This is a genomic window from Streptomyces sp. NPDC001135 (genome assembly GCF_053598395.1).
In genome coordinates this window covers 1-19,441 of sequence record NZ_JBSFKD010000044.1, presented here as the reverse complement: position 1 = coordinate 19,441, position 19,441 = coordinate 1, and the positions used below count along the sequence as shown (strand labels likewise).

21 protein-coding genes are annotated in these 19,441 nt (G+C 72.3%); 7 read left to right on the top strand and 14 right to left on the bottom strand.

Going from position 1 to position 19,441, the window contains the following annotated elements:
- Positions 1-7: 7 nt before the first annotated feature.
- From ACWC94_RS37150 to ACWC94_RS37085, 14 genes are all read right to left on the bottom strand, one after another.
- On the bottom strand, positions 8-847 hold the full coding sequence (locus ACWC94_RS37150) for a TIM barrel protein (RefSeq protein WP_450801700.1): 840 nt from the start codon (positions 845-847) through the stop codon (positions 8-10).
- 148 nt (positions 848-995) lie between these two features.
- Positions 996-1,793: a hypothetical protein gene (locus tag ACWC94_RS37145; RefSeq protein ID WP_450801699.1), complete on the bottom strand. Its 798-nt coding sequence runs from the start codon at positions 1,791-1,793 to the stop codon at positions 996-998.
- A 59-nt stretch (positions 1,794-1,852) separates the two neighbouring features.
- The gene (locus ACWC94_RS37140; RefSeq protein WP_450801698.1) at positions 1,853-2,341 is read right to left on the bottom strand and encodes a hypothetical protein; all 489 of its coding nucleotides are present in this window, start codon (positions 2,339-2,341) and stop codon (positions 1,853-1,855) included.
- Positions 2,338-3,612, bottom strand: coding sequence for an MCE family protein (locus ACWC94_RS37135; protein ID WP_450801697.1), 1,275 nt, complete (start codon positions 3,610-3,612; stop codon positions 2,338-2,340). Before ACWC94_RS37135 ends, ACWC94_RS37140 begins: the two co-directional genes overlap by 4 nt.
- Positions 3,609-4,883: an MCE family protein gene (locus ACWC94_RS37130; RefSeq protein ID WP_450801696.1), complete on the bottom strand. Its 1,275-nt coding sequence runs from the start codon at positions 4,881-4,883 to the stop codon at positions 3,609-3,611. Before ACWC94_RS37130 ends, ACWC94_RS37135 begins: the two co-directional genes overlap by 4 nt.
- The gene (locus tag ACWC94_RS37125) at positions 4,880-5,989 is read right to left on the bottom strand and encodes an MCE family protein (RefSeq protein ID WP_450801695.1); all 1,110 of its coding nucleotides are present in this window, start codon (positions 5,987-5,989) and stop codon (positions 4,880-4,882) included. Before ACWC94_RS37125 ends, ACWC94_RS37130 begins: the two co-directional genes overlap by 4 nt.
- On the bottom strand, positions 5,986-6,996 hold the full coding sequence (locus ACWC94_RS37120; RefSeq protein ID WP_450801736.1) for an MCE family protein: 1,011 nt from the start codon (positions 6,994-6,996) through the stop codon (positions 5,986-5,988). Before ACWC94_RS37120 ends, ACWC94_RS37125 begins: the two co-directional genes overlap by 4 nt.
- Positions 6,997-7,226: 230 nt before the next feature.
- Positions 7,227-8,267, bottom strand: a complete 1,041-nt coding sequence (locus ACWC94_RS37115) for an MCE family protein (RefSeq protein ID WP_450801694.1) — start codon at positions 8,265-8,267, stop codon at positions 7,227-7,229.
- Positions 8,264-9,511, bottom strand: coding sequence for an MCE family protein (locus tag ACWC94_RS37110; protein WP_450801693.1), 1,248 nt, complete (start codon positions 9,509-9,511; stop codon positions 8,264-8,266). The genes ACWC94_RS37115 and ACWC94_RS37110 overlap by 4 nt, the downstream gene beginning before the upstream one ends.
- Before the next feature lie 5 nt (positions 9,512-9,516).
- Positions 9,517-10,332: an MlaE family ABC transporter permease gene (locus ACWC94_RS37105; RefSeq protein WP_450801692.1), complete on the bottom strand. Its 816-nt coding sequence runs from the start codon at positions 10,330-10,332 to the stop codon at positions 9,517-9,519.
- 3 nt (positions 10,333-10,335) lie between these two features.
- Positions 10,336-11,106, bottom strand: a complete 771-nt coding sequence (locus ACWC94_RS37100) for an MlaE family ABC transporter permease (RefSeq protein WP_450801691.1) — start codon at positions 11,104-11,106, stop codon at positions 10,336-10,338.
- The gene (locus ACWC94_RS37095; protein ID WP_450801690.1) at positions 11,103-12,032 is read right to left on the bottom strand and encodes an ABC transporter ATP-binding protein; all 930 of its coding nucleotides are present in this window, start codon (positions 12,030-12,032) and stop codon (positions 11,103-11,105) included. Before ACWC94_RS37095 ends, ACWC94_RS37100 begins: the two co-directional genes overlap by 4 nt.
- A gap of 108 nt (positions 12,033-12,140) precedes the next feature.
- Positions 12,141-13,127, bottom strand: coding sequence for a sigma-70 family RNA polymerase sigma factor (locus ACWC94_RS37090; protein ID WP_450801689.1), 987 nt, complete (start codon positions 13,125-13,127; stop codon positions 12,141-12,143).
- 174 nt (positions 13,128-13,301) lie between these two features.
- On the bottom strand, positions 13,302-14,345 hold the full coding sequence (locus ACWC94_RS37085; RefSeq protein WP_450801688.1) for a lytic transglycosylase domain-containing protein: 1,044 nt from the start codon (positions 14,343-14,345) through the stop codon (positions 13,302-13,304).
- 207 nt (positions 14,346-14,552) lie between these two features.
- Between ACWC94_RS37085 and ACWC94_RS37080 the strand changes: the two genes are divergently transcribed.
- The 7 genes from ACWC94_RS37080 to ACWC94_RS37050 all read left to right on the top strand — a co-directional run bounded on the left by ACWC94_RS37080 (position 14,553) and on the right by ACWC94_RS37050 (position 18,933).
- On the top strand, positions 14,553-14,816 hold the full coding sequence (locus tag ACWC94_RS37080; protein WP_450801687.1) for a hypothetical protein: 264 nt from the start codon (positions 14,553-14,555) through the stop codon (positions 14,814-14,816).
- The gene (locus tag ACWC94_RS37075; RefSeq protein WP_450801686.1) at positions 14,813-15,175 is read left to right on the top strand and encodes a helix-turn-helix domain-containing protein; all 363 of its coding nucleotides are present in this window, start codon (positions 14,813-14,815) and stop codon (positions 15,173-15,175) included. Before ACWC94_RS37080 ends, ACWC94_RS37075 begins: the two co-directional genes overlap by 4 nt.
- Before the next feature lie 117 nt (positions 15,176-15,292).
- Complete coding sequence (gene uraD / locus ACWC94_RS37070) at positions 15,293-15,805, top strand: 2-oxo-4-hydroxy-4-carboxy-5-ureidoimidazoline decarboxylase (RefSeq protein ID WP_450801685.1); 513 nt, start codon at positions 15,293-15,295, stop codon at positions 15,803-15,805.
- A 4-nt stretch (positions 15,806-15,809) separates the two neighbouring features.
- Complete coding sequence (gene uraH / locus ACWC94_RS37065) at positions 15,810-16,217, top strand: hydroxyisourate hydrolase (protein ID WP_450801684.1); 408 nt, start codon at positions 15,810-15,812, stop codon at positions 16,215-16,217.
- 3 nt (positions 16,218-16,220) lie between these two features.
- Positions 16,221-17,144 (top strand): factor-independent urate hydroxylase, encoded by a 924-nt coding sequence (gene pucL / locus ACWC94_RS37060; RefSeq protein ID WP_450801683.1) that lies wholly within the window; start codon positions 16,221-16,223, stop codon positions 17,142-17,144.
- Positions 17,145-17,208: 64 nt separating this feature from the next.
- Positions 17,209-17,472, top strand: coding sequence for a hypothetical protein (locus ACWC94_RS37055; protein WP_450801682.1), 264 nt, complete (start codon positions 17,209-17,211; stop codon positions 17,470-17,472).
- A gap of 75 nt (positions 17,473-17,547) precedes the next feature.
- The gene (locus ACWC94_RS37050) at positions 17,548-18,933 is read left to right on the top strand and encodes an 8-oxoguanine deaminase (RefSeq protein ID WP_450801681.1); all 1,386 of its coding nucleotides are present in this window, start codon (positions 17,548-17,550) and stop codon (positions 18,931-18,933) included.
- Positions 18,934-19,441 lie beyond the last annotated feature (508 nt).

Below are 19,441 nucleotides of genomic sequence, written 5' to 3'. Positions count from 1 at the left end.
CGGGGGGTCAGCGTGCCGGGCGCGTTGCGCGCGCGAGCCACTCGAAGGACTCGGCGCTCGGGCGGTCGCCGGCCTTGTACTCCAGGCCGACCCAGCCGTCGTAACCGGCCTTCTTCAGCTGGTCGAGCAGCTCCTGGAGCGGGAGCGAACCCGTCCCGGGGGCGCCGCGGCCGGGGTTGTCGGCGATCTGCACATGGCCGGTCTTCGCCGCGTACCGTTCGATGACCGACGGCAGGTCCTCGCCGTTCATGGACAGGTGGTACAGGTCCATCAGGAACTTGGCGTTCCCGAGGCCTGTCGCCTCGTTGACCTTGTCCACGATCCCGATGGCGGCGGGTGCGCTCACCAGCGGGTACAGCGGCGACTCGGGCTGGTTCAGCGCCTCGATCAGCAGGATCGCGCCGACGCGGTCGGCCGCCCGGGCCGCGAGGGCGAGGTTCTCCAGGGCGAGGGCGTCCTGCTCGGCCGGGTCCACGCCCTCGACGCGGTTGCCGTACAGCGCGTTGAGCGCCCCGCAGCCGAGGGAGGCGGCGAAGTCGGCGGCCACGTCGATGTTGGCGCGGAACTTCTCCGACTCCTCGCCCGGGATCGACAGGGCGCCGCGGTCCGGGCCCGGCAGCTGTCCGGCGTAGAAGTTCAGCCCCGTGAGCTGGACGCCCGCGTCCTCGATCGCCTTCCTCAGGGCGTCGAGCTCGGACTGCTCGGGGGTGGGGGAGTCGACCCAGGGCCACCACAGCTCGACCGCCGTGAAGCCCGCCGCGGCGGCGGCCGCGGGGCGCTCCAGGAGCGGGAGTTCCGTGAAGAGGATCGACAGGTTGACGTTGAAGCGCTGGTCTGCGAATCCCACGGGGGCCGCGCTCCCTTCCCTGTATTCCGCATTGCGGAAGTTCATTTCTGCTTAACGGAAGACTGCCTGTGTGGGGGTGGGGCTGTCAAGAGAGCCCACGAAAAAGTGCCCCCGCGCCTGTGGCGCGAGGGCACTGACCAAGGCCTGGTCAGAGGGCGTCGACGCCGCTCACCCGCCAGCCGTGGGAGGTGCGGGTGAGCGTCATCCGCACCCGGTTCAGGTCCAGACGGGGCTCGGGGACCTGGGTGCTCTCGGTGACCTGGTCGACGAAGAGCAGGACGACGGCCCTGTCCGGCGTGGCCGACACGACGGAGACCGCCGGGGCGCCGCCACCGGCGGGTGTGGCCACGGTCGCCCTCACCACACCCCGGTACTTCGTCGCGGTCGGCGCGACCACCGTCTTCGTGGTCCTGCCGTACTGGTCGCGGAAGTGCCCGGTCAGCAGGGCTCGGGCCCGGGTGAAGTCCCGGCCGAGGTGCCGGTGGTCGTACGACAGCACGACCGGTGCCGCCTTCCGCGCGGCCGCGAGGGCCTCGCCGCGCGCCTGCTCCGCCTGCCGTCCCTGCCGGTACTGCCACCCGAGCACGGCGGCCACGACCAGCGCCACCACGAGGACGACGCCCAGGACCGCGGTGACCACCCGCAGCCCGGCCCCGGGGGGACGCGCGCTCTCCCCCGGTTCAAGCGCCTCGGAGGCCTCAAACGCCTCGCAGGCCTCAGGAGCCTCGGACGTCTCGGACGCCGCGGGCTCCGGCGGGTCGTCCCAGCCGTCCGCCGGTGGCTCGACGAGCAGGGTGCGCCCGGTCGAGGCCTTCTCCTCCGGGCCGGCACCCCGCCCGGGGCGGGCCGGCCGCCCGGCGCGCTTGGCCGCCGCGCGGGCGGCCGCGGTCAGGGTGCGGCGGGCCGGGGAGCCGGTGCCGCGGGTGCGGGAGGTCGGGTTCGCCACGGTGTCTCTCCTTACGGTGGGGCGGGGCTCGGGGCGGCGCTGGTGGGGCGGCCCGTGGGTCAGCCCACGAACTCGACGTCGGAGGTCAGCCAGCGGCCGGCCACGCGCACGAGGTCGAGCTGGATCCGGTAGGTGCGCGCCCGGCCCTCGGGCGCGGCGGTGTTGGTCACCTTGCTGTCGGCGACGACCAGGACCTGGGCCGAACGCTCGTCGGAACGCACGATGCCCGCCTCCAGGACCTGCCCCTGCGACACCGACTTGTTGCGCGCGACGAGCTTCGTCAACTGCGCGGTCTGCGCGGCGAACTGCTTCTTGAAGTCGCCGGTGGCGCCCTTCAGCACCGTGCGGCTGTCCCGGCCGTAGTGCCGGTAGTCGAGCGAGGTGAAGTTCAGCGCCGACTGGCGGCCCGCCGCCAGGATGTCCTGACGGCGCTGGTCCGCCGCGCGCTGGTCGGCCAGCTTCAGGCCCAGCCAGACACACAGCACGGTCGTCAGTACGGTCGAGGTGACGAGCCCCGCCGACAGCAGCCTCGTGCGCCGCCCTCTCATGCCATCGGTCCCACGAGCAGCCATTGCCACGACTCCTTTCCGAACACGGTCTGTTCGCCGCCCGTCGAGCCGATCTCGACGGGCGTGCCGTCCGGGCCGGTCACGGTGCCGGTCTCCGGGTCGTACGGGGCCACGAACGCGGCCCGGCGCGCGCCGCCCGAACCGGTGGCCGCGCCGGGGGCGTTCTGCGCGCCGCGCACCGAGGTGCCGCTCCCGCGCGGTGCGGTGCAGCGCGCGTGGGTGTTCGCCGGGCGGGTGGCGGTGTCGGCGGGGTCGCGCCGCTGGGTGCCGTAGCCCTGGGTGCACGCGGGCGGGTCGTCGGCGTTCACGGTCAGCCCGAAGTGGGTGGTGCCGTCGCCGGGGATCACCGTGTAGCTGCCCGCCACGGTGAGGGGCAGGGTGACCAGGGCCTGTTCGACGCCGGGCAGCCGGGCCACGGTGATCTGCCCGCCGCTGACGAGGTTGGCCAGCAGGACCGGCACGTGCGGCCGCGTGGACTTCAGCAGGGAGTCGAGCTCCCGCGTGGCGGGGACCGCAGCGCCGATCAGCCGGCGCAGATCGCCGTCGCTCGACTTCAGCTGCTCGCTGAGCCTCGCCAGGTCCCGGGAGAACGACCTGATGGCCGAGCCCTGCTCCGCCTGCGTCCTGAGCACCTTCCGCGACTCCTCGATCAGCGAGGTCGTCTCCGGCAGCGACGCGGACGCCGACTCCACCAGCGCGTTGCCGGAGTCCACCAGCCGGGTCAGGTGCGGGCCCGTGCCCGAGAACGCCTTGCCCAACTCGTCGACGGTGACCCGCAGATCGTCCTTGCCGACGGAGTTGACCAACCGGTCGAGGCCGAGGACCAGGTCGGTGACCGGCAGCGGGGTCCGGGTGCGACCGCGCGGGATGGGGCTGCCGTCCCTGAGGTACGGGCCGCCCGACCGGCGAGGCTGGAGGTCGACGTACTGCTCGCCCACCGCCGAACGGTCGGCGACCACCGCGAGGGTGTCGGCCGGGATCCTCGGGGCGCCGTCCTCGATCTTCAGGGCCACCGAGACACCGGAGCCGGTCAGCCGCAGATCGCCCACGCGGCCCACCGGCACCCCGCGGTAGGTGACCTCGGCGCCGGGGAAGACGCCACCGGACTCGGCGAAGTCGGCACGCACGGTGTATCCGCGGTGCAGGACGTCGTCCACCAGGCCCGTGTAGCGGGCGCCCACGTAGGACACCCCGAGGGCGGTGACGGCCGCGAAGGCGAGCAGCTGGGCCCTGACCGTACGTGTGATCACGGCAGCATCCCCTTCAGCATCAGCTCGGCGAGGCCGAGGTCGATCCCGGGCGCAGGGTGACGCGGGCCGTCCCCGGTGCCGTAGGCCGCGGTGCACACCGGCGGGCACAGCAGGGTGCTGCCGTCGGAGGGCTTCGAGGGCACGGGGGGCACGGACGGGGTGGCGGGCAGGGAGGGGGTGTCCGGCAGGGACGGCAGCGGTGCGGGAGTGGGGACGCCGGGAAGGCGCGGAGCCCCGGGCGCCGGGTGCTTCCCGCTCTTGCCCGGCTTGCGGGTGACGTTGCCGTAGAGGCCGGCGAGGTCCAGGTCCGCGGTGATCCCCAGGTTGACGTAGTCACCCTTGATCGCGTCCGTGGCGTTGCGCGGGAACGGGTAAGTGGTGAGGATCTCCAGGGAGTCGGGCAGGTCGTCGCCCGCCTTGTTCAGCTCCTGCAGGACGGGCCGGAGCTTCTTGAGGTCGGCGACGGTGTCGTCCCTCGAGGCGTTCACCACCCTGGTGCCGGTCGTGCCGAGCCTGGACAGGGCGGTGAGCATCTTCGTCAGGTCCTTGTGCTGGTCGGCGAGGGCCTTCAGGGCGGGCGGCATGGTGTCGACGGCCTGGGCGATCGTCTTCTTCTCCCGCCGCAGCCGTGTGCCGAGCCGGTCGACGCCCTTGAGGGCGCGCACGATCTGCGCCCGCTGGCCGTCGAGGCCGCCGAGGAAGGTGTCGAGCTGCCTCAGCAGCGACCTGACCCGGTCCTCGCGGCCGTTCAGGGCCTGGTTCAGCTCGACGGTGATCGTCTTCAGCTGGGCCACCCCGCCGCCGTTGAGCAGCGCGGACAGGGCCGACAGCACCTCCTCGACCTCCGGGTTGCGGCCGCTGCGGGAGAGCGGGATGCGGTCGCCGTCACGGAGCCGGCCGACGGGCCGCGTGCCGGCCGGCGGGGACAGGGCCACGTACTTCTCGCCGAGCATGCTGGTCTGCCTGAGGTCGGCGACCGCGTTGCCGGGCAGCTTCACCGAGTCGGCGATCCTGAGCCGCACGCGCGCGTGCCAGCCCTCCAGCCGCACCTTCTCGACCGTGCCGACGGTGACGTCGTCGACCTTGACCGCCGACTGCGGCACCAGGTCCAGTACGTCCCGGAACTCGACGGTGACGTGGTAGGCGTGGCCGTCCGAGGCGGCGCCGCCGGGGAGCGGGACGTCGTACCAGCCGTTGAACTCGCAGCCCGTCAGCAGCAGCGAGCCCGCCGCGGTCCAGGCGGCCACCCGTGCAGTGCGTCGCACGCTCATGCCGGTGCCCCCAGGATTCCGCCGAGGGTCCGGTCGACCGTGCCCGTCGTCGCCGGAGCGGACGGCACCTCGGGCAGGGAGCCGAAGAGTCCCTTCAGCCCCGCGCAGCCGTCGTGGTCGTCCCCGGTCGTCCTCAGGATCGAGCAGAGCAGGGACGCCGGGTCCTGCGGGGTCTGTGCGTTGTTGCGGGTGTCGAGGGTGCCGGCGGCGGGGTTGTACGCGTTCTGCAGGTTCGACAGGCCCGTGGGGGCGACGGTCAACAGCTCCTCCAGTGCGGCCCGTTGGGTGACGAGGACCTCGGTGACCCGGGCCAGGTCCCGCACGTTCGAGGTCAGCGCCTTCTTGTTGCCCTTCACGAAGCCCGACACGTCGGTGAGGGCGGCGGCCAGGTACTTCAGCGCGGCCGCGAGATCCTTGCGCTCCCCGGCGAGCTGGGCGGCCACACCGGCGAGGTCCGTGTCGAACGAGCGCACGCTCTGGTCGTCCGCGGCCAGCGCGGCCGTGAACACCTGGAGGTTTCGCACGGTCCCGAACAGGTCGCCGCGGCCGTCGGACAGCGTGGTGACCGCCCGCGACAGGTCCTCCACGGTCTGGTTGAGGTTCCTGCCCTGTCCCCGGAGGCTGTCCGCGCTCACCCCGAGCAGCCGCGCCAGCGAGCCCTTCTTGTTGGCGCCGTCGGGGCCGAGCGCCTCGGCGGTGGTGTGCAGGCTGTCGAAGATCCGGTCCAGCTCGACGGGGACGGCCGTACGGGACTCGGGGATGACGTCGCCGTCGCGCATGACCGCGCCCTTGCGGTACACCGGCAGCAGCTGCACGTAACGGTCGCTGACCACCGAGGAGTTGACGATGGCGGCCCGCGCGCCCGCGGGGACCTTGCGGCCCCGGTCGTACGCCAGCTCCACCCGCACCCGGCCGCCCTCCGGTGTGATCTTCTCGACCTCGCCGATGCGGACACCGAGGACGCGGACGTCGGAGCCGGGGTAGATGCCGACGGTGCGGGGGAAGTACGCCGTGACGCGGACGGGGGCGGGGCCCGGCCACAGGACGACGGCGAGACCGGCGAGGACCGCGAGGGCGGTGAACAGGGCCAGGAGTCTGCGGGTCACCGGGTGCCTCCCGTCCGCGGCATGACCGGGGCGGCGACCAGGTTCTGCACGTAGGAGTCGAACCAGCGGCCGTTGCCGAGGGTGTTGGTGAAGAGGCGCACGTAGGGGGCGAGGAGCCGGACACTGCGGTCGAGGCTCGCCTGGTTGCGTCCGAGCATCTTCACGAAGGTGTCGAGGTTCTTCAGGGCGGGTCCGATCTCCTTGCCGTTGTCGTCGACCAGGCCGGACAGCTCGATGCCCAGCAGCGCGGAACTCCTGAGCAGGGTGTGGATCGCCGTGCGCCGCTCGCCGATCTCCTTGAACAGCGCGTCGCCGTCCTTCACCAGCGCGGAGAAGTCCTTCGTGTGACCGGCCAGCACCTGGGTGACCCCGTTCGCGTGGCCGAGGAGCCCGCGCAGCGCCTTGTCCCGGGCGGCCACGGTCCGGGAGATCCGCGACAGCCCCTTGATCGACGCCCGTACCTCCGCCGGCGAGTCCTGGAAGGTGACGGAGATCGTGTCCAGCGCCTTGGCGAGCCGGTCCGTGTCGACCTTCTCGCTGGTGGTCGTCAGGTCGCTGAAGGCCTGCACGACGTCGTACGCCGACACCGTCCGCCCGAGCGGGATCTCGCTGCCCGGCTTCAACTGACCGGGACCGGCGGGGCGCAGGGCCAGGTACTTGGCGCCGAGGATCGTCTTGACCCGGATCGACGCGCCCGTGTCGGTGCCGAACGCCGGGTGGCCCTTCACCTCGAAGGTGACCTTGACGTGGTCGCCGTCCAGGCCGACGTCCTCGACCTTGCCGACCTTCACCCCGGCGATCCGTACCTCGTCCCCGGGCTTGAGCCCGCCCGCCTCCGAGAAGGCCGCGCTGTACGTGGCGCCGCCGCCGATCAGCGGCAGGCTGTCCGCGTGGAACGCGGCGACCGTGAGCAGGGCGAGGACGGTGAGGCCGACGGCGCCGACGACGACCGGGTTCTGCTCACGGAACGGCTTCGGGCGCGGGCGCCTCAGCCGGATCGTGGGCAGTTTCGGCGGCAGGACGCGCACCTTCACCAGGGGCTGGGGGCGGGGTGTGCGCCGGGGCGGCCGGGGCGGCCGGGGCAGCCGCGGGAGACGCGGCGGCAGGACGCGCACCTTCACCAGGGGCTCGGGGCGAGCCTCGCGCTTCGGCAGCAGCCGGGGGAGTCCCGGCGGCTTCGGCGGCAGGACCCGTACCTTCACCAGGGGCTCGGGGCGCCGCCCCGGTCCACGCACGCTCATCCGCCACACCTCGCCCGCGCCACGTGCAGCTCCGGGGTGATCACCTGCTTCGTCTTCGGCAGCACGATCCGGCCGTCGAAGTCGCAGAGGTAGAAGTTGAACCAGGAGCCGTAGGACGCCGTCCCGGTCAGCTTGTCGAGCTTGTTCGGCAGCCGTTTCAGCACGCCCTCCACGGTGTTCTGGTTCTTGTTCAGGGTTCCGGTGAGTTCGCCGAGCCCGGCGATGTCGTCCTTCAGCGGCGGACGCGCGTCCTTCAGCAGCCCCGCCGTGACGTCCGTGAGACCGCCGATGCTCACCAGGGACTCCCCGATGGGTCTGCGGTCGGCGGAGAGCCCCGAGACCACCCGGCGCAGCTGCGTGAGCAGCCCGGAGAAGCGCGAGCCGCGCTTGTCGAGCGTCTTCAGGACGGTGTTGAGGTTGTCGATCACCGAGCCGATCAGCTGGTCGCGGTCGGCGAGGGTGCCGGTGAGCGAGGCCGTGTGCGCCAGCAGGCTGTGCACCGTGCCGCCCTCGCCCTGCAGGGTCTGGATGATCTCGGTGGCGAGCTGGTTGACGTCGCTCGGGCTGAGCGCGGCGAACAGCGGCTTGAAGCCGTTCAGCAGGGCGTTGAGGTCCAGTGCCGGCTGGGTCCGGGGCAGCGGGATGGTGCCGCCCGGCCGCAGCTTGTCGGTGGCGTCGCCGGTGCCCTCGGTCAGCGCGATGTAGCGCTGCCCGACCAGGTTGCGGTAGCGGACGACCGCGTGCGTGGAGGCGAGCAGCGGCCGGTCCGCGGTGACGGTGAACGTGACCTCGGCCAGGGTCCGGTCCTTGATCCTGATGTCCTCGACGTCCCCGACCCGCACGCCGGCCACGCGGATGTCGTCGCCGGTCTCCAGCCCGGTCACATCGGTGAACACCGCGTGGTAGGTGTCCTTCGGGGTGAAGGAGACGTTGACGACGGTGGCGGCGAGCAGGGCCGTCGCCGCGATCGTGACGAGCGCGAAGAGGCTGAACTTGATCAGCGGGGCGGCGGTCTGCCGCGCTCCTGCCCTGCTCATGCGACGCTCACCGCCGTCCCGCGCGCGAGCGGCCCGAACAGCAGGGTCGCGACGGGCGGCACCTGGTCCGCGGGGACGCCCATGACGGGGGCCACGAGCGAGCCGACGGCCCGCTGCTCGGCCCGGGTGGCGGACATGTCGGCACCTCCGGGGAGCGCGCCGCCGGAGGATCCGGCGGACGTACCGTCGTCGAGACGGGGTTTCGGCCCGGGTACCGGCGGATGCGGCAGCCCACGGCAGTCCGGGCCCGACCGCTCGCCGTAGACCGGTTCCTCACCGGGCCGGTACGCCCCCTGCGGCCGGACGACCTCGAGGGTGATCCGCATCTCCCCGCCCCGGAACGCGTCCTCGGACGCCCGCTCCTGCCGGACCAGGCCCTGCAACAGGCACGGGTACTCGGGGGAGTAGCGGGCGAACAGCTCCAGCGTGGGGCGGGAGACCCGGCCCAGGGTGATCATCCGGTCGCCGTTCGCGGCGAGGAAGTCGTCCGCCGTGCCCGCGACGGCAGTGGTCGAGCGCAGCCCGGCGGCCAGCTGGTCCTTCTTCTCGACGATCGTGCGGCTGGTGGTGACCGTGTTGCGCAGGATCCGCATCAGGTCGGGCGCGGCGTCGCCGTACACCTCGGCGACGTCGGCGAACCGGGAGATGTCCTCCTCGATCGACGGCAGGTGCGGGTCGAGCCGGCGCAGATAGCCCTCGACCCGGGTGAGGTTGCCGCCGATCCGGTCGCCGCGGCCCTCCAGCGCGGTGGCGAACGCCGAGAGGGTGGCGTCGAGTTCACCCGGCCGGACGGTCCGCAGCAGCGGCAGCAGGTCGTTCATCAGCTGCTGCACCTCGATGCCGGCCTTCGTACGGTCCTGGGTGATGACGTCCCCGGCGCGGATCGGCCGGGCCGAGGAACGCGCGGGCGCCTCGAGGTCGACGTACTTCTCGCCGAACAGCGTCTTGGGCAGCAGCCGCGCGTGCACGTCCGAGGGGATGTACGGGACGTACCGGGGCTTGAGCGCGATGTCGAGGGTCGCCTTCGTGCCGTCGGCGTGCACCTCGCGCACCTCGCCGACCAGCAGTCCGCGCAGCTTGACGTCGGCGCGCGGGTCGAGCTGGTTGCCGAGGGCGCCGGCCTCCAGGGTGATGGGCACGACGGAGGTGAACGCCTGCTGGTAGACGGCCACCGCGAGCGACAGCAGCAGTGCGAGCACGGCACAGAACGCGATGCCGTACAGCCTGAGTCTCCATGTGCGCACCGCTGTCACCCCGCGATCCGTACGGTCGTGGTGGCGCCCCAGATCGCGAGGCTCAGGAAGAAGTCCAGGACGTTGACGGCGACGATCGAGGTCCGCACCGCGCGGCCCACCGCGACGCCGACGCCCGCCGGGCCGCCGCTCGCGTGGTAGCCGTAGTAGCAGTGCACCAGGATGATCAGCACGGCGAAGACGATCACCTTGCCGAAGGACCAGAACACGTCGACGGGTGGCAGGTACTGGTGGAAGTAGTGGTCGTACGTGCCCGTCGACTGCCCGTAGTAGCCGGTGGTGATGGTGCGGGCGGCGAGGTACGAGGAGAGCAGCCCGATCACGTACAGCGGGATCACCGCGACGAAGCCGGCGATCATCCGGGTTGTCACCAGGAACGGCAGTGACGGGACGCCCATGACCTCCAGCGCGTCCGTCTCCTCGCTGATCCGCATCGCGCCGAGCTGCGCGGTGAACCCGGCGCCGACCGTCGCGGACAGGGCGAGGCCGGCCACCAGCGGGGCGATCTCCCGGGTGTTGAAGTACGCCGACAGGAACGCCACGAAGTTGGAGGTGCCGAGCTGGTTGAGGGCCGCGTAGCCCTGGAGGCCGACCTCGGTACCGGTGAAGAAGGACAGGAAGGCGATCACGCCGACCGTGCCGCCGACGACGGCGAGCGCCCCGCGGCCGAAGCTCACCTCGGCGAGCAGCCGCAGGACCTCCTTCTTGTAGCGGCGCAGGGTACGGCCCGTCCACGCGAGCGAACGGCCGTAGAAGGAGAGCTGCGTGCCCAGCTCCTCGAGTGAGCGCACGGGGCGGTCGAGAAGTCTCATCGGCTAACCCCTCTGCGGGACGACCTGGAAGTACACCGCGGTCATCACGAAGTTGGTCACGAACAGCAACATGAAGGTGATCACCACGGACTGGTTGACGGCATCGCCCACGCCCTTCGGGCCGCCCCGCGCCGTCAGCCCCTTGTACGAGGCGACGATCGCGGCGATCGCCCCGAACACCAGGGCCTTGATCTCGGCCGCCCACAGGTCGGACAGCTGGGCGAGGGTGGTGAAGGACGCCAGGTAGGCGCCGGGCGTGCCGTTCTGGAGGACGACGTTGAAGAAATAGCCGCCCGCCACGCCGACCACCGAGACGAGGCCGTTGAGGAGGACGGCCACGGTCATCGAGGCCAGCACGCGCGGTACGACGAGCCGGTGGACCGGGTCGATGCCCAGCACCTGCATCGCGTCGATCTCGTCCCGGATCTTCCGTGCCCCGAGGTCCGCGCAGATCGCCGTGCCGCCGGCGCCCGCGATCAGCAGGGCGGTGACGATCGGTGAGGCCTCGCGCAGCACGGCGAGCACGGACGCGGCACCGGAGAAGGACTGCGCGCCGAGCTGCCGGGTCAGGCTGCCGATCTGCAGCGCGATGACCGCCCCGAAGGGGATCGAGACCAGGGCCGTCGGCAGGATCGTGACACTCGCGACGAACCACGCCTGCTGGATGAACTCCCGTGCCTGGAAGGGCCGTCGGGGCAGGGTCCGCACGACGTCCAGCGCCATCGCGAACAGGTTGCCCGAGTGCCGCAGCGCGCCCGTCGGGGACAGCCTCATGCGCCGCTCACCGCCGTCCCGTGCAGCCGGGCCTCCCGTCGCGCGATGGCCTCCCAGCGGGGCGGGCGGGTGATGCCGGGGCCGGGCAGCAGGCGGGGTGTCAGCACGTCGGCCGGGCCGCCCTCGTGGATCTGGGCCAGCTCCTGCTCGACCTGGGCCGCGTCCTTCTCCTCCGCCATGCCGATCGGCCCCTGCATCCGGCCGTTCAGGAACTGCCGCACCACGGGCTCCTCACTGGTGAGCAGCTCCTCGCGGGGCCCGAACAGCACCAGCTCGCGCCGGAACAGCAGCCCGATGTTGTCGGGCACCTGGCGGGCCGAGGCGATGTCGTGGGTGACGATCAGGAAGGTCGCGTCGATCTGTGCGTTGAGGTCGACGATGAGCTGGTTGAGGTAGGCCACGCGGACCGGGTCCAGGCCCGAGTCCGGTTCGTCGAACAGGATGATCTCCGGGTCGAGGACCAGGGCGCGGGCGAGCCCGGCCCGCTTGCGCATACCGCCGGAGATCTCGCCGGGCAGCTTGTCCTCGGCGCCGATCAGCCCGACCATGTCCATCTTCTCCAGCACGACGCGCCGGATCTCGCTCTCGGACCTGCGGGTGTGCTCGCGCAGCGGGAAGGCGATGTTGTCGTACAGGTTCATGGAGCCGAACAGCGCGCCGTCCTGGAACAGCACGCCGAACAACTTCCGCACCTCGTACAGGTCGCGCTCGCGCAGGCGGGTGATGTCGCGGCCCGCGACCGTCACCGAGCCGCGCTCCGGCTTCAGCAGCCCGACGAGCGTCTTGAGGAACACCGACTTGCCCGTCCCCGAGGGGCCGAGCAGTACCGAGACCTCCCCGGCGGGCAGCGTCAGCGAGACGTCCTGCCAGATGACCTGGTGGCCGAAGGACTTGGTCAGCCCTTCCACACAGATCTCCACACCCATCCGGTCCCGCCCTTCGCCCGTGGAGCAGCTTCGACACCTGCTCTACGGGGAGGGGCGGGACGTCCGTCGCGGCGACCGGGAAATTTTTTCGGACGCGTTCGCGGCGTGCTACGGCAGCGTCACGGAAGGCACGCTCGGGGCGGTCGCGGGACGGGAAGGGGACGGGAGCGCGGGCGCCGCGGGCGTCGCCCGCACCGAGGGAACCGAGGGGAGCGACGGCACCGACGGCACCGCGGACTTCACCGGCAGCCGCGGAAGTCCGGGCGTCGAGACCTTCGGCAGGAGCGGCACGGGCAGCGGGGCGGCGGACCCGCCGGTGGACGGCCGGACCGTGGCACGGCCCCGGGCCGTCGGCGTCCTGCCCGTCCGCGGAGCGTGTGCCGGCCCGGCGCTGTCGTTCCTGACCACCTGCGCCACCCCACGGGACCGTGCCGGCTGTGGCGCCCGCGCCGCCGCGCCGCCGCCCCCGCCGAGCGCGTACGGCAGCACGAACCCCGCCACCGCCAGGGTCGCCGCCGTCGAGGTGACCGCCACGGCCTGCACCTTGCCGCCGCCGCGCGGACGCCCGCGGCCGACCAGGAACAGGACGAGGCCGAGCGTCCCGGCGAGCGAGGCGCGCAGTGTCCGCCGGGCCCGGGCGAGCAGCGACTCCACGGTCCGGTAGCTGAGCCCCATCCGCACCGCGACCTGGCCCACGTCCAGGTCCTCGGACTTCAGCCGCAGCGCCTCCGCCTGCCGGGCGGGCAGCTCCCCGCTGCGCACGGCGAGCCACCTGGCCTCGGCCCGGTCGCACACCGCCTCCTCGACGGGGACCGGGCCCGGCGCGACGAGCGTGGGACGGCTGCCCACCTCGGCCTCGCGGCTGACCTGCCGGTACCGGTCGACGCACAGCCGCATGGTCACCGTCGTCAGCCAGGCCCCCAGCCGCTCGTCGTCGAGGTCCGGGCGCTCCGCGGCCCGCAGCATCGCCTCGTGCACGGCGTCCTCGGCGTCCTCCTGGCTCATCGACCGCCGCCGGGCCACCTTGAGCAACTGCTCGCGGTGGCTCCACATGTGCCGCCACCGCTCGTCGGCGGCCACTGCGTCCGCAGGCATGTCCGTCGCCATGAGGGCCCCTTCGCGCTCACCCGCCGGTCCTGTGCTCCCGGCGGGTGGCGACATTACCGCCGGGTATCCGCGGTTGTGGAGGGGGCGGCGCCCATCGTGTTCCAGCCGTTGCCGCACCTGGGCCCTCTCGTTTGGATCATCCCGGCGTCCGAACGAGAGGGCCTAGCCGTCGCCGGTCACAGGCCCCGCGTCGGGCAGCACACCGCCGCCGGGCAGCGTGAGGGCGGGCCGGGGGACCGGGAGGGGCGGCGCCCCGGACTCCTGCGGGACGGCGGCCGTACGGGACGGGGCGGGCGAGGGCGGGGCGGGCGGCGCCGGCGGCTTGTGCGAAGGCCCGGGGCCCGGCCCGCGGTCCTTTGACGGCCTCGGCGAGGGCGTCGGGGCCTTCGGGCGGGACGGCTTCGGCCGGTCCGGGGACTCGGCGCCGGACCCCGCGGGCGCGTCCGGCACCACGCGGTGTCCGGTCAGGTAGTACGCGAACCAGGCCTTGACCGTGCGCAGATAGGCGTCCGAGTGGTTGTAGCCCAGGATCGCCCGGTCCAGGCCGGCGGGGTCCGACAGGTCCCGGCCGCCCGCGCACAGGTAGCGGCCGGCGGCGAGCGCCGCGTCGAAGACGTTCTCCGGGTCCGCCCGCCCGTCGCCGTTGCCGTCCGCGCCCCAGCGGGCCCAGGTCGACGGGATGAACTGCAGCGGGCCGACCGCGCGGTCGTACACCGCGTCCCCGTCGTACACGCCGCCGTCGGTGTCCGCCACGACGGCGAAGGCGCCGCCGGCCAGCCGGGGACCGAGGACGGGCGGCACGGCCGTACCGTCCTCGGTCACCCGGCCGCCCCGCGCCTGCCCGGACTCCACCTGGCCGATCGCGGCCAGCAGCTGCCAGCGCAGCCGGCAGCCGGGCGCGCTGTGCGCCAGCCGCTCCTCGGCTCGCCGGTACGCGGCGAACACGCTCGCCGGCAGGGCGCCGCCCGTCGTGCGCTGTGCCGGGCCCCTCCCACGCGTCCGCAGCGGCGGAAGTCCGGGGCGGTAGGGGGTGTCGCCGGACACGCTCGGTCCGTGCCCGGCGGGTGCCGCCGTCGGCGGGGGCTCCGCGGCCTCGGCCGAGACCGGTCCCGGCGCCTGCGACGCGGTCATCGCGGCCATCGCCGCGGCCGCGACCGCCGTACCCCGCACACCCCTCAGTGCCCCGTTGCGTGCACGCGCTGTCACTGTGCAGTCCCCTCCCCGGGTGAATCCGTCGTCCGTTCTACGGGGCCGCACGGCAGGTCCGTCGCACGGATCGGGGAGCGGACTTCTTCGGGAGCGGGACCGGCACCTGTGTCCGTTAAGGTCTCACCAAGCGGTCGGGGCGGTCACCGACCCCGATCGCCGGCCCGCCGGAACGCAGCGGGCCGGAACAGCTGCCATGGGGGCACAGTGCGACTGAGAGTGGAGTTCACGACCGAGCCTTTCGACCTCGACGAGGCGCCCGCGCACGCGCTGGTCGCCCGCGAGGTCATCGAGGCGGCGACGCTCGACGCGGTGGACGTCGGCCCGTTCGGCAACACCGCGGAGGGCGGTGCCGACGCGGTCCTCACGGCCGTGGACGCCCTGCTGCGCAAGTCGCTGGCGGCCGGCGCCACCCGGGTCTCGCTCCAGGTCAACGTGATCGGGGACGCGAGAGGGGAGACCGACGGATGACCGGGGACGAGCCCTTCATCGCGGCGGTGAAGCCGCTGGTCGACGCCATGGGCGGGGAGATGCTCCCGCCGGACGAGGCCGGACCCGAGGATGTCGTCCTGTCCTGGGAGGGTGCCGACGTCGTCGCCGTACGCCTGCCCCAGCTGGCCGACTCCCTCGACCACATCCTGGCCGCCATGGAGCGCAGGCGCGGCAAGCCGCTGGCCGACCTGGACCGCAAGTCCAAACAGGAGATCGTACGGATACTGGAGGCGCGTGGCGCCTTCGCGGTGCGCCACGGCGTGGAGACCGTGGCGAGCGCGCTCGGCGTGAGCCGCTTCACGGTCTACAACTATCTCAACCGTGTGAAAGAGGGCTGACCGCCATTCGGGATGCCGTCCCGAATTTTCAACAAAGTGTTGACGCGGTGTTTCGGAGAGCGTTAGCTACAGGCAGCCCGTTCAGCACGAAGGCCGAATCCGGCCACGGAGGCTCCCGTGACTTCCACTTCCACGCCCCCGGGCCTGGCCCGGTTCAACGCCCTGGAGGAGCGCGCGGCCCTCGCCGCCCTCCACGAGGCGTGCGCCTCCACCGAGTGGGTCCGGCGACTGCTCGCCGCCCGCCCCTACGCCACCGCGGACGCGCTCTACGCCGCCGGCGACGCCGCCATGGCCGAGCTGAGCACCGCGGACCTGGAGGAGGCGATGGCCGGGCATCCGCCGATCGGGCGGCCCAGGCCCGGCGACCCGACCTCCGCCCGCGAGCAGCGCGGCATGGCCGGCGCCTCCGAGGAGCTCAAGGCCGAGCTGCTCGAACTGAACCTGGCCTACCAGGAGAAGTTCGGCCATGTCTTCCTCATCTGCGCCACCGGCCGGACCGGCGAGCAGATGCGCGACGCGGTCAAGGAGCGGATCGGGAACACGCCGGAGCAGGAGCGGGAGATCGTCCGCGCCGAGCTGGGCAAGATCAACCGAATCCGACTGGCCCGACTCGTCGAAGAGGACGCCTGACACCATGAGCACCAGCACCACCGCCTCCGTGTCCACACACATCCTGGACACCTCGGCCGGCCGCCCCGCCGAGGGGGTCGCCGTCCAGCTCTCCGCCCGCTCCGGGCGCGCGGCGGACTGGCAGACGCTCGGCGGCTCCGCGACCGACGCCGACGGCCGGTGCAAGGACCTGCCGGCCCTGCCGGAGGGGACCACACACGTACGGCTCGACTTCGCCGTCGAGGCGTATTTCGAAGAGAAAACTGCGAAGAAGCAAGCCGATGCGCAGCAGGACGCCCCCGCGAATCGGGACAGCGGACCGGCGGTGTTCTTCCCGGAGGTGGCGATCACGTTCGCCGTCGTACCGGGCGAGCACTACCACGTACCGCTGCTGCTCAACCCGTTCGGCTACTCCGTTTACCGAGGGAGCTAGCTAATGCCGACCATCCTGGGACAGAACCAGTACGGCAAGGCCGAGAACCGAGTCGTAAAGATCACGCGGGACGGCGCCACCCACCACATCAAGGACCTCAACGTCTCCGTCGCGCTGAGCGGCGACATGGAGGAGGTCCACTACTCCGGCTCCAACGCCAACTGCCTGCCGACCGACACCACCAAGAACACGGTGTACGCGTTCGCCAAGGAGTACGGCATCGAGTCGGCCGAGCAGTTCGGCATCCACCTCGCCCGGCACTTCGTCACCTCGCAGGAGCCGATCCACCGCGCCCGGATCCGCATCGAGGAGTACGCCTGGGAGCGGATCGAGACCTCCGACGCCAACTCCAAGTTCATCGGCGCCGACGAGGTCAAGCACTCCTTCGTCCGCAAGGGCCAGGAGATCCGCGTCACCCAGGTCACCTACGACGGGCAGAAGTGGGAGGTCGTCTCCGGCCTGAAGGACCTGGTCGTGATGAACTCGACGAACTCGGAGTTCTGGGGTTACGTCAAGGACAAGTACACGACCCTGCAGGAGGCGTACGACCGCATCCTGGCCACCCAGGTCTCCGGCCGCTGGCGGTTCAACTGGACCGACGACGAGCAGAAGATGCCCCACTGGGAGAAGTCCTACGAGCAGGTCAAGAAGCACATGCTCCAGGCCTTCGCCGAGACCTACTCCCTCTCCCTGCAGCAGACGCTGTACCAGATGGGTGCGCGCATCATCAACAACCGCAGCGAGATCGACGAGGTCCGCTTCTCGCTGCCGAACAAGCACCACTTCCTGGTCGACCTGGAGCCCTTCGGGCTCAAGAACGACAACGAGGTCTACTTCGCCGCCGACCGGCCCTACGGCCTGATCGAGGCGACCATCCTCCGGGACGGCTGCGAGCCGAAGATCCCGGTGGACATGACCAACCTCTGACGCGGGACGCGTGCCCCGGTCCCGCCCGCCCGGGCCGGGGACACGCCACACCGGAGGGAACACCATGGCACAGCGTGCGCAGGGGTTTGCCGAAGCCCCCTGTTCCACCCCGCCGGTGCACAGCGAGGACGCCGCGGCGTCCGTGCACCCGGTGGACGAGAAGCCTCCTGTCCCGCGGCTCGTCCCCGCCGCGCACCGGCGCACCACCACGTCCCGCACCCGGCTGATCGCCGACAACTCCCCCGTCGTCCCGGTCCCGCCCCACCTGTTCTTCTCTCACCTCGGCACCCGGAGCCGCCAACCGGCTCCGGCACTCAAATCCTCCTAGGGTCCTGCCGTGCCCTCCCGTGGACCCTCCCCCTCCCCTGTCCACGGGCCCGCCACTCAAAGACAAGGAAGCACGATGGCACCATCGGCAGCCCAGCGCGTCATCATCGAGAACTGCGCGATCGCGACCGTGGACGCGGGCGACACGGAGTACGCCTCCGGGTACCTCGTCCTCGCCGGCAACCGGATCGAGTCGGTCGGCGCCGGTCAGGCCCCCGAGGGTCTGGAGAACGTGGTGCTCCGGATCGACGCGAGCGGCCACCTGGCCACCCCCGGTCTGGTCAACACCCACCACCACTTCTACCAGTGGATCACCCGGGGTCTGGCCACCGACCACAACCTGTTCAACTGGCTCGTCGCGCTCTACCCCACCTGGGCGCGCATCGACGAGCGGATGACCTACGCGGCCGCGCAGGGGTCCCTCGCGATGATGGCCCGCGGCGGTGTCACCACCGCCATGGACCACCACTACGTCTTCCCGCACGGCTCCGGCGACCTGTCCGGCTCGATCATCCGGGCCGCCGCCGAGACGGGCGTCCGCTTCACGCTGGCCCGCGGCTCGATGGACCGCAGCGAGAAGGACGGCGGACTGCCGCCGGACTTCGCCGTCGAGACGCTGGAGGGCGCGCTCGCGGCGACCGAGGCGACCGTCAAGGAGCACCACGACGCCTCCTTCGACGCCATGACCCAGGTGGCCGTGGCCCCCTGCTCCCCCTTCTCCGTCTCCACCGAACTCATGCGTGAGGGCGCCCAGCTGGCCCGCCGCCTCGGCGTACGGCTGCACACCCACGGCTCGGAGACCGTGGAGGAGGAGAGGTTCTGCCACGAGCTGTTCGGCATGGGCCCGACCGACTACTTCGAGTCCACGGGCTGGCTCGGCGAGGACGTGTGGATGGCGCACTGCGTCCACATGACCGACTCCGACATCGCCGCGTTCGCCCGCACGAAGACGGGCGTGGCCCACTGTCCGTCGTCCAACGCCCGCCTCGCCGCCGGTATCGCCCGTGTCCCCGACATGCTGAAGTCCGGCGTCCCGGTCGGCCTCGGCGTCGACGGCACCGCCTCCAACGAGTCCGGCGAACTGCACACCGAACTGCGCAACGCCCTGCTGATCAACCGGCTCGGCGCGCACCGCGAGGCCGCGCTGAACGCCCGCCAGGCGCTGCGGCTCGGCACCTACGGAGGTGCCCAGGTCCTCGGCCGCGCCGAGCAGATCGGCTCGCTGGAGCCGGGCAAGCTGGCCGACGTGGTCCTGTGGAAGATGGACACCCTCGCCCACGCGTCCATCGCGGACCCGGTGACCGCGCTGGTCTTCGGCGCCGCGGCCCCTGTGTCGGCCTCCTTCGTCAACGGCAGGCAGATCGTGGAGAACGGCCGCCTGCTCACCGTCGACGAGGACGCCGTCGCCCGCAGCACCCGCGAGGAGGCCCAGCGCCTCGCCCGGATCGCCGCCCAGGCCTGATCCCCCACGCGCTCCGGCAGCCGGCCGTCCCACGGCCGGCCCACCGGACGAACTCGTGGGCCACCGCGCACAGGTGGCCCGCCGACAAACTTGGCGGTCGCCCCGTACGGGTGGCCCGCGGACAGACTTGGCGGTCGCCCCGTACGGGCGGTTCGCCGGAGATCTCGGCAGAGTCGCTCGTGCGGCGGCCTGCCGGAGGACTTGGCGGTCACCCCTGGCGGGTGGCTCGTCGGAAGGCTCGGCGGTCGCCCCGTAAGGGCGGCCGGCCGGGAGGACTTGGCGGGCCGGTTCGTGTGGCCGGTCCGCCGGAGGTCTCGGCGGGCCGGCTCATGTGGCCGGCCTGTCGGAAGGCTCCGGACGGGAGGGACGGCTCCCGGCCGGGGTCCGTGGACCCGAGCGGGGTCCACGGCAGCCGTTCCGGGGGGGCGGGCGCCCCCCGCCCCGCGCCGCCCCCCCGGCCCGGAATTGACGGCCCGTGATGAGGGGCCGCCCACCGGAGAGGTGGGTC

What these genes read in the sequence shown, in the direction of transcription:
- ACWC94_RS37140 (WP_450801698.1), bottom strand. Translation starts at nt 2,341, where the DNA reads ATGAGAGGGCGGCGCACGAGGCTGCTGTCGGCGGGGCTCGTCACCTCG.
- ACWC94_RS37130 (WP_450801696.1), bottom strand. Translation starts at nt 4,883, where the DNA reads ATGAGCGTGCGACGCACTGCACGGGTGGCCGCCTGGACCGCGGCGGGC.
- ACWC94_RS37115 (WP_450801694.1), bottom strand. Translation starts at nt 8,267, where the DNA reads ATGAGCAGGGCAGGAGCGCGGCAGACCGCCGCCCCGCTGATCAAGTTC.
- ACWC94_RS37105 (WP_450801692.1), bottom strand. Translation starts at nt 10,332, where the DNA reads ATGAGACTTCTCGACCGCCCCGTGCGCTCACTCGAGGAGCTGGGCACG.
- ACWC94_RS37100 (WP_450801691.1), bottom strand. Translation starts at nt 11,106, where the DNA reads ATGAGGCTGTCCCCGACGGGCGCGCTGCGGCACTCGGGCAACCTGTTC.
- ACWC94_RS37095 (WP_450801690.1), bottom strand. Translation starts at nt 12,032, where the DNA reads ATGGGTGTGGAGATCTGTGTGGAAGGGCTGACCAAGTCCTTCGGCCAC.
- ACWC94_RS37090 (WP_450801689.1), bottom strand. Translation starts at nt 13,127, where the DNA reads ATGCCTGCGGACGCAGTGGCCGCCGACGAGCGGTGGCGGCACATGTGG.
- ACWC94_RS37075 (WP_450801686.1), top strand. Translation starts at nt 14,813, where the DNA reads ATGACCGGGGACGAGCCCTTCATCGCGGCGGTGAAGCCGCTGGTCGAC.
- uraH (WP_450801684.1), top strand. Translation starts at nt 15,810, where the DNA reads ATGAGCACCAGCACCACCGCCTCCGTGTCCACACACATCCTGGACACC.
- pucL (WP_450801683.1), top strand. Translation starts at nt 16,221, where the DNA reads ATGCCGACCATCCTGGGACAGAACCAGTACGGCAAGGCCGAGAACCGA.
- ACWC94_RS37055 (WP_450801682.1), top strand. Translation starts at nt 17,209, where the DNA reads ATGGCACAGCGTGCGCAGGGGTTTGCCGAAGCCCCCTGTTCCACCCCG.
- ACWC94_RS37050 (WP_450801681.1), top strand. Translation starts at nt 17,548, where the DNA reads ATGGCACCATCGGCAGCCCAGCGCGTCATCATCGAGAACTGCGCGATC.